The sequence below is a fragment of the Enterobacter sp. RCC_40 genome (assembly GCF_041360735.1).
In the GTDB taxonomy this organism is placed as follows: domain Bacteria; phylum Pseudomonadota; class Gammaproteobacteria; order Enterobacterales; family Enterobacteriaceae; genus Enterobacter; species Enterobacter ludwigii.
Genome location: NZ_JBFUPR010000002.1, coordinates 315,200 through 330,036 on the forward strand (window position 1 = coordinate 315,200; position 14,837 = coordinate 330,036).

Sequence of the window (14,837 nt, forward strand, 5' to 3'; positions counted from 1 at the left end):
TTTATGAACTTGTAGAAGTAGCGGGATGAAAATCCTGAGTCGTTTGTCATGTATAGCATGTCGATGAATGAATCATCGTTCAGCCCTGTGCGTCCTTTTTGAGGCATTTCTATTCTCCAGTCTAACGGTCATTATTACTTAGCTTCCTGCTTCTTTGATTTTGTCTGCTATCCACCTTTCCACATCACAGGAAGGCCATCGGGCACTTCTTCCTATCTTTATCGGCCTAGGAAACGTTCCTTTCCGCATCCATTCGTAAATTGTTGTTTTTTTGAAGCCCGTGGCAAAACAAACCTGTTCAATTCTCATTAAAGTGGTGTTCAATTGGTAATCTCCTTTCTCAGTGTTGTGTGTGAATATGGAAAATCAGGAAATTAAAGTCGTTCCCAATAAATGGGTTACTGAGTCGTTATTGATAATCGTTACCGGCCTACGTCCAGGAACGATTGAGCGAGCAAGAAAACAGTCATGGTTGGTCGGAAGAGAATATCTTCATATCGCCCCTGACGGCATACCAAAGGAGAATAGCGAGTGTATGTACAATCTTGAAGCCATTAACCGATGGATAGAAGGGCAAGCTAAACGACAACCGAAATAGGTCGAAGGAGTGAGTCAAAAGAAAACCCGACTCGGTGGCCGGGTTTATGTTAGTCAAGCCTGATACGCCATCTTGTACGCTTCAAAAGCATCTTTGTGGCGAACGGTTCCTGCTTGGCTCTCTGGTAGGTTGGCAAGAATGGAATCGTCGTTACACATTGGAATACCCTTGGCCTTGAGTTCCATTGCTCGTTATGCGTGTTTTGGTTTGCGAGGTGCAATGCCATGAACTATGCCATCGTATAAAATTTTGTTAGCGTAAGGTTGTAATTGAGTACGGATTACCGTGATGATTCTTGGCGCAGTATCCATGCAAACGAATGTGGGGGTACTTTAGGGGGTATGTATGATTATTGAATTTGATAATCTTATTCATTATCAATGAATTGATTTTTAATATTCAATCCTACAGGGGCCATTTACTGCCTTCACCCTTTTTGCTTACACTCTTCCGTTTTACGCTAAATACACGTTTATGCCGATCTCATTCTGTCGATTAAATAATCGGGAAATAAATAGAACGCTAATCAATATTTGTTATTTTTCCAGCCTAAGGTTTTCTTAATCTTTATTTCATCCATTTTTATAATCTGGATTTTTATCATATTTATCCGCTGTATAAGAATATTTTACACTTTTACGACTAAACTTGATTGATACTAATTATCATTAGTGTTTTTGTATGCTTTAATCCTGTCCCACAACGCTATGCGTGGTAAATCACCCTGGTCTATAAAGGATATGTTCATGAATTCTCGCCTGTTGTCATGCTTCTCGCTTGCCTTGTTGTCTTCATCTCTTTTCCTTTCCACACAAGCACTTGCCGCTGATAACAACGAAGGTATCGTTGTTTATAACGCGCAGCATGAAAATCTGGTGAAGGCGTGGGTAGACGGTTTTACCAAAGAAACGGGTATTAAGGTGACGCTGCGTAATGGCGATGACAGCGAGCTGGGTAACCAGCTGGTTCAGGAAGGCACGGCATCACCTGCAGACGTGTTTCTGACGGAAAACTCGCCTTCAATGGTTCTGGTGGATAATGCCAAACTGTTCGCGCCACTGGATGCAGAGACCCTGAAGCAGGTGCCTGCGGAATTTCGTCCTGCGCACGGCCGCTGGATCGGGATTGCTGCGCGTAGCACGGTGTTTGTCTATAACCCGGAAAAATTGAGCGAACAGCAATTGCCAACATCGCTGATGGATCTGGCGAAACCTGAGTGGAAAGGCCGCTGGGCGGCATCGCCGTCAGGCGCGGATTTCCAGGCGATCGTAAGTGCGATGCTGGCCCTGAAAGGCGAGCAGGCCACCCTTGAGTGGCTGAAGGCGATGAAAACCAATTTTGTGGCCTACAAAGGTAACAGCACCGTGATGAAAGCCGTTAACGCCGGCCAGATTGATGGCGGTGTGATTTATCACTACTACCGTTTTGTCGATCAGTCCAAAACGGGTGAAAACAGCAAAAATACCCAACTCTACTACTTCAAACATCAGGATCCGGGTGCCTTTGTCAGTCTTTCCGGCGGTGGCGTACTGGCGTCCAGCAAACACAAAGAACAGGCTCAGGCATTCATCAAGTGGATCACCGGTAAAGAAGGTCAGGAGAGCCTGCGCACCAACAACGCGTTTGAATATGCGGTTGGCGTGAACGCGGCCTCTAACCCGAAGCTGGTTCCGCTGAAAGATCTGGATGCGCCGAAAGTGGAACCTTCAACGCTTAACAGCAAAAAAGTTATCGAGCTGATGACGCAAGCTGGCCTGCTGTGATCCTGAGAGTTAAGTGAACGCCTTATGTCTGGTCTGAGTCTCGACATCGGAAAAAACAGGATGCAGGAGCCTGCCCGCAGGCGACCTGCGCTGCCGATGGTTGCGTTAGCTGTCTTATTTTCATTAATGGCGCTTCTGCCTCTGGGTTTTATCATTGCCATTGGCATTGAGACGGGCTGGGAGACCATTAAGACGCTGGTGTTCCGCCCGCGTGTTGCTGAGCTGCTCAGCAACACGCTGTGGCTGACGGCCTTAGCGGTTCCGCTTTGTATTGTGACCGGCGTGGCGATAGCCTGGCTCACGGAGCGTACCCGGCTGGCCGGGCGGGGAATATGGTCTGCGCTGGCGGTCGCCCCGCTGGCAATCCCCGCGTTTGTACAAAGCTATGCCTGGGTGAGCGTCGTCCCCTCCCTGCACGGTCTCTCCGCGGGAGTATTTCTCTCTGTTTTAGCTTACTACCCGTTTATCTACATGCCGGTTGCCGCAGTACTGCGCCGCCTCGACCCGACGCTTGAAGATGTGGCCGCGTCGCTCGGCACGCCGCCGTGGCGGGTCTTTTTCCGCGTAGTGCTGCCGCAGCTCAAGCTTGCTATCTGCGGCGGGGCGCTGCTGGTCGCGCTGCACCTGCTGGCGGAATACGGCCTGTACGTGATGATCCGCTTTGATACGTTCACCACCGCGATTTATGACCAGTTTCAGTCTACCTTCAGCGGCCCGGCAGCCAATATGCTGGCGGGCGTGCTGGCCTTATGCTGTCTGGCCATCTTAATGCTGGAAGGGGTGACGCGCGGAAAAGCACGCTATGCACGCATCGGCGGCGGGGCAGCACGTGAACAGAAACGCTGGCCGCTGAAGCCGGTCGCGGCCACGCTGGGCCAGCTGTTTTTCCTCACGCTGATCGTGCTGGCGCTGGGCGTACCGTTAATTGTGCTCTGTCGCTGGGTCTGGCTGGGCGGTATTGAGAACTGGATGAGCGCGGACCTCTGGCACTCCCTGCGCAAGACGCTCATGCTCGGCGTGGGTGGGGCACTGCTGACCACGGCCTGCGTGATCCCCATTGCGTGGCTCGGTATCCGTTATCCGCACCGCGTCTTCCGGATGCTGGAAGGGTGTATCTACATCACCAGCTCGCTGCCGGGGATTGTGACCGCTCTCGCGCTGGTAACGGTGACGATTCATTACGCCCGTCCCATTTATCAGACGGAAATTACGCTGTTCCTCGCCTATCTGCTGATGTTTATGCCCCGCGCGCTCATCAACCTGCGGGCCGGTATTGCACAGGCGCCGGTAGAGCTGGAAAACGTGGCGCGTAGCCTTGGCAGCACGCCTGCGAAGGCGCTGTGGAGCGTCACCATGCGGCTGGCCGCGCCGGGTGCCGCCGCGGGCGCTGCGCTTGTTTTCCTCGGCGTCAGCAACGAACTGACCGCCACGCTGCTGCTCTCCCCGCTGGGAACACGCACGCTTTCCACCGGCTTCTGGGCGCTGACCAGTGAGATCGATTATGTTGCCGCCGCGCCGTACGCGATGCTGATGATCCTGATTTCACTCCCGCTGACCGCCATCCTCTACGTGCAGTCGAAAAAAATTGCAGGACTATGACATGCTTGAATTGACGTCCATTTCTAAATCCTTTTCCGGTGTGCAGGTGCTCGACAGCTTAAACCTGAGCGTTGCGCCGGGGAGCCGGACGGCGATAGTCGGGCCGTCCGGGTCAGGGAAAACGACGCTGCTGCGCATTCTTGCCGGCTTTGAAACGCCGGACGCCGGGCGGATAGTGATGCAGGGCCGAACGCTGTTTGACGAAAACAGCTTTGTTCCCGCTCATCTGCGCGGCATTGGCTTTGTTCCCCAGGAGGGCGCGTTATTCCCGCATCTCAGCGTTGCAGACAACATTGCCTGGGGGCTGGACGGCACGCGCCACGAAAAGCGCCAGCGCGTAGAGGCGCTGATGGAGATGGTGTCGCTGGACAGACAGCTCGCGACCCACTGGCCGCATGAGATTTCTGGCGGACAGCAGCAGCGTGTGGCGCTCGCCCGCGCGCTGGCTCAGCGTCCTTCATTGATGCTGCTGGATGAGCCGTTCTCGGCGCTCGATACCGGTCTTCGCGCCATGACCCGCAAAGCGACCGCTGACCTGCTGGCGGAAGCGGGCGTTGCCTCGATTCTGGTGACGCACGATCAAAACGAAGCGTTATCTTTTGCCACCCAGGTGGCAGTAATGCGTTCCGGGCGCTTTACCCAGGTGGGTACCCCGTATGACGTCTACACTCAGCCCGTTGATGAAGAGACCGCGCTGTTTCTGGGCGACGCAGTGATCCTGCCCGCTCAGCTTACCGCCGGCCATGCGGTGTGCGCGCTGGGTGAGATACCCACCAACAATACGCATGCCACCGGGCAGGGCCGCGTCATGATGCGCCCTGAACAACTGCGCGTGACGGCGTGCGCGCCGCATGAAAGCCCGGTGTCGATAATTGATGTCGATTTTACCGGTCATTTGTCCACGCTCACCCTGGCGTTTGCCGGGCAGCAGGAGCCTGTTGTTCTGAAGACCGTAAGCCAGCCCGGCTGGAATCCGGGGACGGCTGTGCGTATTGATGTTGCGGGAACCGCCCGCGTTTTATCGTTCTCCCGCCGCGCCTGAAAGACCGTCCCGGAAACGGGGCGGTTATGCGCCATGCTATCCCGTCTATACGTCCTCCTGCTTTCCCACGCCTATTAACCGATTTTCTCACGCAGTGACGTGCGTTTACGCTTGCCAACAATCATGTAATGCGTATAGTTCTCATTTGCATTGCACTTGATTACTTTCTAAGGCCCGACAACGGGCCCTTTTTGCGCGCACGTTTAATGAGTTAATTATGAACAACACGAAAAGGCATAAAACGCTGCTGGCTCTCGCCATTGGCGCGGTCACGCACTCCGCCCTGGCGGCGGATGAAAAGAAAGAAGACACCCTGATTGTCCAGTCTGCGCCTGCCAGCGATTTTAAACCCGGCGGCGACCAGCTTGTGCCGGCGTTCCTTGACGGGCAGGTGGCGAACGGTGGACGCATGGGGATGCTGGGGCAGCAGAACGCCATGGACGTGCCGTTTAATATCATCAGCTACACCTCGAAGCTGGTAGAAGATCAGCAGGCGAAAACCATTGCTGATGTGGTCGCTAACGACGCGGGGGTGCAGTACGTGCAGGGCTACGGCAACAGCGCCGAAACCTTCCGTATCCGTGGCCTGAAGTTTGACGGGGATGACATGACCTTCGGCGGCCTGTCCGGCGTTCTGCCGCGTCAGGTGGTGGATGCGCAGATGGTCGACCGCATTGAGATTTTTAAAGGGGCAAACGCCCTGATGAACGGCGCGGCAAGTTCAGGCGTGGGGGGAATGATTAACCTTGAGCCGAAACACGCGGATGAAACGCCGCAGGCAAAAGTGGGCGTCGATTACACCTCCGATTCCCAGTTTGGCACTACGCTGGATGCGGGCCGTCGCTATGGCGACAACGACCAGTTTGGCGCGCGCGTGAACCTCGTCCATCGCGAAGGGGAAAGCGGGGTGCCCAACGATCGCCGCCGCACTACGCTGCTCTCCACCGGCCTCGACTACAAAGGCGACAATTTCCGCACCTCTCTGGATGTGGGGTATCAGAAGAAAACCTTCCATGGCAGCCCGACCAGCGTCAATATCTCCGCCGTGGATTTCGTGCCTGAACCGCCGAAAAACGATCGCAACTTCTCGCAGAAATGGGCCTACAGCAACATCGAAAATGAATTCGGGATGTGGCGCAGCGAGTACGACATTACCGATAACTGGACGGCCTATACCGGCCTCGGCGCACAGCACGCTCACGAAGAAGGGATTTACAGCGCGCCGAAGCTGCTGGATAAAAGCGGTAAGGCGACGGTCAGCCGTCTTGATACCAACCGCATCAGCGATTCCGTCAGCGGGATGGCGGGTATTCGCGGTAACTTTGCTACCGGCTTCGTAACGCATAAAGTCAACGTCGGTTACTCCGCGATGACCAAAAATGAAAAAATCGGCTGGAAAATGTCGTCGGCGGCGGATAACCCAACCACCAATATCTATCACAACACCGGTGTGGATATGCCGGACAGCTCCAGTTTCAACGGCTTAGGCGGAAAATACAGCGATCCGCTCACCAGCGGGCGTACCCGGACGCAGGGCTGGCTGTTGAGTGATACGCTGGGCGTGCTGGACGACAAACTGCTGTTTACCGCCGGGGCGCGTCATCAGAAGGTGGTCATTCGCGGATACAACAAAATTACCGGGCAGGAAAATAAAGCAGACGGCTTCGACGGCAGCCGATGGATGCCTACCTACGGCGTGGTTTACAAGCCGTGGGAGGCGATCTCCCTGTATGCTAACCACACTGAAGCGCTGCAGCCGGGTCAGGCAGCCCCCAACACCGCCACCAACTACGGGCAGAGCACCGGCATCGTTCACTCTAAGCAGAACGAAGTGGGCGTGAAGGCGGATTTTGGTCGCGTGGGCGGCTCCCTGGCGCTATTTGAGATCAAAATGCCGTCGGCGATCCTCAACAGCAACGGTCATTATGGTCTTGATGCCGAGCAGCGTAACCGCGGCGTGGAGCTGAATGTGTTCGGTGAGCCCCTGCTGGGCGTCCGTCTGAACGCCAGCGCTACCTGGCTGCAGGCGGAGCTGACCAAAACCAACAACGGCCTCAACCAGGGTAATGATGCGATTGGCGTTCCGAATTTCTATGCCGTTCTGGGCGCAGAGTATGACATCAAACCGATTGATGGCCTGACCGCTACCGCGCGCGTGAACCACTCCGGCACGCAATACGCGGACCTGGCGAATACCAAAAAGCTGGACAGCTACACTACGCTGGATCTGGGTATGCGTTATCGCTTCGCCGTTAACCACAATCAAAATCAGATGACGGTGCGTGCGGGTATCGACAACGTGACCAATGAAAACTACTGGTCCAGCGTGGATGATTCAGGTACCTACATCACCCAGGGCGAACCGCGTACCTTTAAAGTCTCGGTGGGCTACGCATTCTGAGAACGCCGCTCGTTATCCGGGGCAGGGATGCCCCATTCCCTTGCTACCACCAGCCTGAAGTGTTAAAACGTGCCCCTTCTAAAAAAGAGACAGGGGTAGGGCGTGAAAGACGCGTCATCCGCTTCAGGCACCGGTAGCGCTGAAGCTTCGTCGGAACAGAATCCGACGCTGCAACGTGGTTTGCAAAATCGACATATACAGTTAATTGCCCTCGGTGGGGCTATTGGTACCGGGCTGTTTCTCGGCATCGGTCCGGCCATTCAGATGGCGGGGCCGGCGGTATTGCTGGGCTATGCCCTCGCCGGGATTATCGCCTTCCTGATCATGCGCCAGCTTGGCGAGATGGTCGTCGAAGAGCCTGTGTCAGGCTCGTTCGCGCACTTTGCGTATAAATACTGGGGCCCGTTTGCGGGGTTCCTCTCCGGCTGGAACTACTGGGTGATGTTTGTGCTGGTGGGGATGGCAGAGCTGACCGCCGCTGGCATCTACATGCAGTACTGGCTCCCGGATGTGCCCACCTGGATTTGGGCAGCGGCCTTCTTCATTATCATCAATGCCATCAACCTTGTGAACGTCCGTTTGTACGGTGAAACCGAGTTCTGGTTTGCGCTCATCAAGGTGCTGGCGATTATCGGCATGATCGGTTTTGGCCTGTGGTTGCTGTTCTCGGGTCACGGCGGTGAGCGTGCCACGATCGACAACCTGTGGCAGCATGGGGGGTTCCTGGCGACCGGCTGGAAGGGGCTTATCCTTTCGCTGGCGGTGATCATGTTCTCTTTCGGCGGGCTGGAGCTGATTGGTATCACTGCCGCTGAAGCGCGCGACCCGCATAAAAGCATTCCGAAAGCGGTCAACCAGGTGGTGTACCGTATTCTGCTGTTCTACATTGGTTCGCTGGTGGTATTGCTCGCGCTCTATCCCTGGGTTGAGGTGAAATCAAACAGCAGTCCGTTTGTGATGATTTTCCACGATCTCAACAGCAATGTGGTGGCCTCAGCGTTGAACTTCGTTATTCTGGTGGCGTCACTTTCGGTCTATAACAGCGGCGTCTACTCCAACAGTCGAATGCTGTTTGGCCTCTCCGTGCAGGGGAATGCGCCGAAGTTCTTAACCCGCGTCAGCCGTCGCGGCGTGCCGGTGAATTCTCTGCTGTTGTCCGGTGCGATCACCTCTTTGGTGGTGGTGATCAACTACCTGCTGCCAAAAGAGGCGTTTGGCCTGCTGATGGCGCTGGTGGTTGCCACCCTGCTGCTGAACTGGATCATGATCTGCCTGGCGCACCTGCGTTTTCGTGCCGCGATGCGTCGCAAGGGACGTGAGACGCAGTTTAAAGCGCTGCTTTATCCGGCAGGAAACTATCTCTGCATCGCTTTCCTCGGGTTGATCCTTGTGCTGATGTGCACCATGGACGACATGCGGCTTTCCGCGATGTTGCTCCCGGTGTGGGTCATCTTCCTGTTTGCGGCATTTAAACTTTCCCGCAAGCAATAATGCATGCCGTCCTCTCCCGGTGGGAGAGGGCGAGCTATCCGGTTTCTCATCCCAACGCGATTAACCTCTTTATCGTGACCCCTCTCCCAAATCTCTCCTGATCCACAGGATCTTTATTTTGTAATCGATTACTTTTCATTTGAGGGTATTTGTAATCGATTACTTTTCTAGGGTGAGGCTCATTATGGTGTCAACAACTGAAAGTAGTGGAAAGGTGATAGCGCAGCACCGGCTGCTGGTTCCGCGTCTGTCGCTGATGATGTTTCTGCAGTTTTTTATCTGGGGTAGCTGGTCGGTCACGCTGGGTCTGGTGATGACCCAGCACAACATGTCGTTGCTGATTGGCGATGCGTTCTCCGCCGGGCCCATCGCCTCTATTTTGTCGCCGTTTGTGCTCGGGATGCTGGTGGATCGCTTCTTCGCCTCGCAGAAGGTGATGGCGGTAATGCACCTGGCCGGCGCGGCTATCCTGTGGTTCGTTCCGGGGGCGCTGATCGCTGAAAATGGTGCGCTGCTGATCGGCCTGCTGTTTGGCTACACGCTTTGTTATATGCCGACGCTGGCGTTAACGAACAACATCGCGTTTCACAGCCTGGCAAACGTCGATAAAACCTTCCCGGTGGTGCGCGTGTTCGGCACTATCGGCTGGATTGTCGCGGGGATCTTTATCGGCGTTACCGGCGTGGCCTCCAGCGTCACGATCTTCCAGGTTGCGGCGGCGAGCTCCGTGCTGCTGGCGCTCTACAGCCTGACGTTGCCGCACACGCCCGCCCCGGCAAAAGGGCTGCCGGTCCAGGTTCGCGATCTGTTCTGCGCTGATGCGTTTGCCCTGCTGAAAACCCGCCACTTCCTGGTCTTTTCCGTCTGCGCAATGCTGATTTCCGTGCCGCTTGGCACCTACTACGCTTACACCGCCTCGTATCTGGCGGATGCCGGGATTGCTGATGTCAGCACCGCGATGTCGTTCGGCCAGATGTCAGAGATTGTCTTCATGCTGGTGATCCCGCTGCTTTTCCGCCGTCTGGGCGTGAAAGTCATGCTGCTGGTCGGCATGCTGGCGTGGTTTGTCCGTTACGCGATGTTTGCCATGGGGGTGAGTGAGGAGGGACGTTTCCTGCTCTATCTCGGCATCCTGCTGCACGGTGTGTGCTATGACTTCTTCTTTGTGGTGGGCTTTATCTATACCGATCGCGTGGCGGGCGAAAAGGTGAAAGGCCAGGCGCAGAGCATGATCGTGATGTTCACCTATGGCATCGGCATGCTGCTTGGTTCGCAGATTTCTGGCGCGCTGTATAACCGTCTGGTGGCGGGACAGGCCGTGCCGCAGGCGTGGGTCACCTTCTGGTGGATCCCGGCGGTGGCGGCAGCGGTAATTGCGCTGATTTTCCTTCTCACGTTCAAATATGACGATGACAAGGCGTAACGTTCAGGAGGTGGTATGAGAACGATTAAGGGACCCGGTATTTTCCTGTCGCAGTTTATCAGCGCAGAAGCGCCGTTTAACTCGCTGGATGGGCTGGCAGGCTGGGCAGCAGGTAAGGGCTACAAAGCCGTGCAGATCCCCTGCAATCATCCGCACATTTTTGACGTGGAGAAAGCGGCTGAGAGCCAGGCCTACTGTGACGACATTACCGGCACGCTGGCGGAGCACGGGCTGGCGATCAGCGAGCTGTCGACCCATCTGGAAGGGCAGCTTATTGCGGTGAACCCGGTCTATGGAGACGCGTTTGACCATTTCGCGCCGGCAGGCGTGCGGGGTAACGACGCGGCCCGTCGGGCGTGGGCGACCAGCAAACTGAATCAGGCGGCGGCGGCCTCCGAAAAATTAGGCCTGACAGCACACGCCACTTTTTCTGGATCGCTGGCGTGGCCATTTTTCTACCCGTGGCCGCCGCACAACGCGCAGCGTTTTCAGGACGCTTTCCAGACGCTGGCAACCCGCTGGCGGCCCATTCTGGACACTTTTGATGAGCACGGCGTCGATGTCTGTTATGAGCTGCATCCGGGGGAAGATCTGCATGACGGCGTGACGTTTGAGCGTTTTCTGGCGCTGGTGGACAACCACCCGCGCTGCAATATTCTCTACGATCCCAGCCATATGCTGCTTCAGCAGATGGACTACCTGACGTTTATCGATCTCTACCATGCGCGCATTAAAGCGTTTCACGTCAAAGATGCAGAGTTTCGTCCCAACGGGCGCAGCGGCGTATACGGTGGCTACCAGTCGTGGCTTCATCGTCCGGGTCGCTTCCGGTCGCCGGGCGACGGGCAGATCGACTTCACCGGTATTTTCAGCAAACTGACCCAGTACGACTACGAGGGCTGGGCAGTGCTGGAGTGGGAGTGCTGTCTTAAGGATGGCGATACCGGTGCCCGCGAAGGCAGCGAATTTATCCGTCGTCATATCATTCCGGTATCCGGGCGCGCGTTTGACGATTTCGCCGCGGGAGTCAGCCATGATTAACGTCGGGATCGTCGGCAGCGGCTTTATCGGCCCGGCGCACATTGAGGCGCTGCGGCGTCTCGGCAGTGTGCAGGTGGTCGCCCTGTGCGACAGCTCGCTTTCACAAGCGCAGGAAAAGGCGCGCCAGCTGAATGTGCCCCATGCTTACGGGAACGTTGAGGCGCTGCTCGCCCATCCGGATCTGCACGTGGTGCATAACTGCACGCCAAACCATCTGCACGCAGAGATGAACCGTCAGATTTTGCGGGCGGGTAAGCATGTTTTTTCCGAAAAGCCGCTGTGTATGACCCCGGAGGAGGCCCGCGAGCTGGTGGCACTGGCTGAGCAGGCGGGCGTGGTACACGGCGTCAGCTTTGTCTATCGCCAGTTTGCGATGGTGCGCCAGGCGGCCAGCATGAGGCGCGAGGGCAGTCTCGGTCGGCTGTTTGCCACGCATGGCAGCTATCTGCAGGACTGGATGCTGCTGGAAACCGACTACAACTGGCGGGTGGATGCCGCGCTGGGCGGTGCGTCGCGCGCGGTGGCGGATATTGGCTCCCACTGGTGTGACACGGTGCAGTTTGTGACCGGGCGGCGGATCACTGACGTGATGGCCGATCTCGCCATCGTCTGGCCAACGCGCAAGGCCAGTGCGGCGGGAAACCGGACCTTCACGGATGATCGCAGCGCGAACGATGAAGACAAACCGGTCACCACCGAAGATTTTGGCTCGGTGCTGGTGCGCTTCGACGATGGCAGCAAAGGCAGTTTTAACGTTTCGCAGGTCAGCGCCGGGCGCAAAAATCGGCTGACGTTTGAAATTAACGGCAGCGAACGGTCCGTGGCGTGGGATCAGGAGGTGCCGCAGCAACTCTGGATCGGCCATCGTACGCAGGCAAACCAGATCCTCTCCGACGATCCAAACCTGATGAACCGTGACGTGGCCGAAAGCGCCCATTTTCCCGGCGGACATATCGAAGGCTGGCCCGATGCCTTTAAAAATATGATGGCGCAGTTTTACCGCGCCGTGATGCAGGGGGAGATGCCGGCACAGCCGCTGTTTGCGACGTTCCATGACGGCGCGAACGTCATGTATATCATTGATGCGATAGTGAAAAGCCATCAGCAACAGCGCTGGGTGCGCGTTGCGTATTGACGCGTTGCCCGGTTCGCCGGGCAACGAATTTATGGTAGCCTGCATAAAACGTTAACCGCAGGAAGTGCCGTCGCTATGTCCATTCAGAAAATCGCTCAGCTTGCCGGGGTGTCCGTGGCAACGGTCTCCCGCGTGCTTAACAACAGCGATACCGTGAAAGCGAAAAACCGCGAACGCGTCCTGCAGGCGATCAAAGAGAGTAATTACCAGCCCAACCTGCTGGCGCGCCAGCTGCGGACTGCCCGCAGCTATATGATTCTGGTAATGGTGTCGAACATCGCTAACCCGTTCTGCGCCGAAGTGGTGAAAGGCATTGAAGAGGAAGCCGAAAAGAACGGCTACCGCATTCTGCTGTGCAACTCCGGCTCTGACATTGAACGCTCGCGTTCGGGGCTGAGTTTGCTGTCCGGTAAAATTGTCGACGGCATTATCACCATGGATGCCTTCTCAAAGCTTCCTGAACTGGCCGCCCTGATTGGCACTGCGCCGTGGGTGCAGTGCGCCGAATACGCCGATGCCGGTGCGGTCTCCTGCGTCGGGATTAACGATGTGGACGCCTCGCAGCATGCCGTCAGCCAGCTTGCCGACGGCGGGCGCGGGCGGATCGCGATGATTAACCACGACCTGAGTTATAAATATGCCCGCCTGCGCGAGCGCGGCTATAAGAGCGTTATCCACCTGAAAGATCTGGCTTACCAGGCGGTGGAATACGCCAGCGATCTCAGCTTCAGCGCCGGAATAGCGGCGATGCAAAATCTGCTGAAGGAAAACCCGCCTGACGCGGTCTTTGCCGTTTCCGATACCCTGGCGGCAGGCGCATTGCATGCGATCCAGCAGGCGGGATTACGCGTGCCGGAAGACATTGCGGTAGTCGGGTTTGACGGTACGGAACTGGCGGAGATGATTTCGCTCACCACCATCGAACAGCCGTCGCGGGATATTGGGCGCAAGGCGGTCGATTTGTTGTTGAATAAAATCGATAACCCGGATGCGCCCACGGAAAGAGTGATGATGGACTGGCGCTTTATCTCCCGCGCCAGCGCCTGATTATTTCGCTATTACGCCAGCCAGCGAGCGAATATCGTTTCCGGTCGGAGACTGATGAATACGCAGACCAAATTCATCCACCACCGCGAATATATGGTCGAAAATATCGGCCTGAATCGCCTCATATTCCGCCCAGACGACCGTGTTAGTGAACGCGTATATTTCAACTGGCAGCCCGTTAGCTTCTGGCGCTAACTGGCGAACCATCAGCGTCATATCTTTGCGGATCCGCGGGTGATTACGCAGATATTCATTTAAATAGGCGCGAAAGGTTCCAATATTGGTCATTTTACGCAGGTTCAGCACCGATTCGCCTTCACCGTTTTCCTGATTCCAGAGCGAAATTTCTTCGTGACGCGCCGCCATGTACGGCTTAAGCAGCTTCGCCTGAATCAGCTGCTGCTGCTCCTGCTCGTCAAGGAAGTGGATGCTGGTGGTGTCTATATTCAGGCTACGCTTGATGCGTCGCCCGCCGGAGGCCGACATGCCGCTCCAGTTGATAAAGGCATCAGAGACCAGCGCCCAGGTCGGAATGGTGGTGATGGTATTGTCGAAGTTGCGCACCTTGACGGTGGTCAGGCCAATGTCCGTGACCGTGCCGTTGGCTCCGTATTTTGGCATCTCCAGCCAGTCACCGAGTTTAAGCATGTCATTGGCGGAGAGCTGGATCCCGGCGACAAGCCCGAGGATCGGGTCTTTAAACACCAGCATTAACACCGCAGCCATGGCGCCCAGGCCGCTAATCAGAATGGCTGGCGACTGACCAATCAGCAGCGAGATAATTAAAATCCCCACCAGAATAGCGCTCACCAGTTTTATTCCCTGGAAGATGCCCTTCAGCGGGAGCTGCGAGGCTGTCGCCATCTTTTGCGAAAGATTGAAAATGACGTCCAGCAGCGAGAAGAACGAGAGCAGGGCATACACCATCACCCACAGCCTGGCGCAGGTGGTGAGCATTTCCGCGGCTTCGCTGCCTTTTTGCAGCCACAGTACCGCCTGAACGTTGACAATTATCCCCTGCAGGGTAAAAGCGACGCGGTGAAATAACTTGTTCTGGGTAATGATTTGCAACCATAAATGGCTGCTGGCCTGCGCGCGCTTCTCAAAGGCCCGCAGGACCACTTTGTGCAGAATAAAATGAACGATGAGTGCGGTAAGAAAAATAATACCAAAGATAATCACTAAAGAGGTGGTGTGATTAATTTCAATGCCTAACTCTTCAACCTGAGCAATTAATTCCTGCATAACGTCTCCTGTATTGATGCAGCCCCATAATGGCGGCTGCGGATCTATTATG

12 protein-coding genes are annotated in these 14,837 nt (G+C 55.9%); 10 read left to right on the plus strand and 2 right to left on the minus strand.

What is annotated here, in order from left to right; translation table 11 throughout:
* Positions 1-138: 138 nt before the first annotated feature.
* On the minus strand, positions 139-309 hold the full coding sequence (locus tag AB6731_RS09630) for a helix-turn-helix transcriptional regulator (protein WP_371006411.1): 171 nt from the start codon (positions 307-309) through the stop codon (positions 139-141).
* 49 nt (positions 310-358) lie between these two features.
* On the opposite strand from AB6731_RS09630, the gene xisR reads away from it, so the two are divergent.
* The 10 genes from xisR to AB6731_RS09680 all read left to right on the plus strand — a co-directional run bounded on the left by xisR (position 359) and on the right by AB6731_RS09680 (position 13,540).
* Positions 359-598: an excisionase family protein gene (xisR, locus tag AB6731_RS09635; RefSeq protein WP_371006281.1), complete on the plus strand. Its 240-nt coding sequence runs from the start codon at positions 359-361 to the stop codon at positions 596-598.
* A 746-nt stretch (positions 599-1,344) separates the two neighbouring features.
* Positions 1,345-2,361 (plus strand): iron ABC transporter substrate-binding protein, encoded by a 1,017-nt coding sequence (locus AB6731_RS09640; protein WP_032677574.1) that lies wholly within the window; start codon positions 1,345-1,347, stop codon positions 2,359-2,361.
* 24 nt (positions 2,362-2,385) lie between these two features.
* Positions 2,386-3,960, plus strand: coding sequence for an iron ABC transporter permease (locus AB6731_RS09645; RefSeq protein ID WP_181240089.1), 1,575 nt, complete (start codon positions 2,386-2,388; stop codon positions 3,958-3,960).
* 1 nt (position 3,961) lies between these two features.
* Positions 3,962-5,002 (plus strand): ABC transporter ATP-binding protein, encoded by a 1,041-nt coding sequence (locus AB6731_RS09650; protein ID WP_032677576.1) that lies wholly within the window; start codon positions 3,962-3,964, stop codon positions 5,000-5,002.
* A 217-nt stretch (positions 5,003-5,219) separates the two neighbouring features.
* Positions 5,220-7,403, plus strand: coding sequence for a TonB-dependent siderophore receptor (locus AB6731_RS09655; RefSeq protein WP_014168958.1), 2,184 nt, complete (start codon positions 5,220-5,222; stop codon positions 7,401-7,403).
* Positions 7,404-7,505: 102 nt separating this feature from the next.
* The gene (gene pheP / locus AB6731_RS09660) at positions 7,506-8,894 is read left to right on the plus strand and encodes a phenylalanine transporter (RefSeq protein ID WP_020885145.1); all 1,389 of its coding nucleotides are present in this window, start codon (positions 7,506-7,508) and stop codon (positions 8,892-8,894) included.
* A 184-nt stretch (positions 8,895-9,078) separates the two neighbouring features.
* A complete protein-coding gene (locus AB6731_RS09665) occupies positions 9,079-10,317 on the plus strand; it encodes an MFS transporter (RefSeq protein ID WP_025204781.1) in 1,239 nt (412 codons plus the stop codon).
* Between the two features lie 15 nt (positions 10,318-10,332).
* A complete protein-coding gene (locus AB6731_RS09670; RefSeq protein WP_371006282.1) occupies positions 10,333-11,358 on the plus strand; it encodes a sugar phosphate isomerase/epimerase family protein in 1,026 nt (341 codons plus the stop codon).
* The gene (locus AB6731_RS09675) at positions 11,351-12,493 is read left to right on the plus strand and encodes a Gfo/Idh/MocA family protein (protein WP_032677580.1); all 1,143 of its coding nucleotides are present in this window, start codon (positions 11,351-11,353) and stop codon (positions 12,491-12,493) included. Before AB6731_RS09670 ends, AB6731_RS09675 begins: the two co-directional genes overlap by 8 nt.
* A gap of 75 nt (positions 12,494-12,568) precedes the next feature.
* A complete protein-coding gene (locus AB6731_RS09680; protein WP_073395654.1) occupies positions 12,569-13,540 on the plus strand; it encodes a LacI family DNA-binding transcriptional regulator in 972 nt (323 codons plus the stop codon).
* On the opposite strand, the gene AB6731_RS09685 is transcribed toward AB6731_RS09680, so the two are convergent.
* Positions 13,541-14,785 (minus strand): mechanosensitive ion channel family protein, encoded by a 1,245-nt coding sequence (locus tag AB6731_RS09685; protein WP_020885139.1) that lies wholly within the window; start codon positions 14,783-14,785, stop codon positions 13,541-13,543. It abuts the gene before it with no gap.
* Positions 14,786-14,837: the final 52 nt, after the last annotated feature.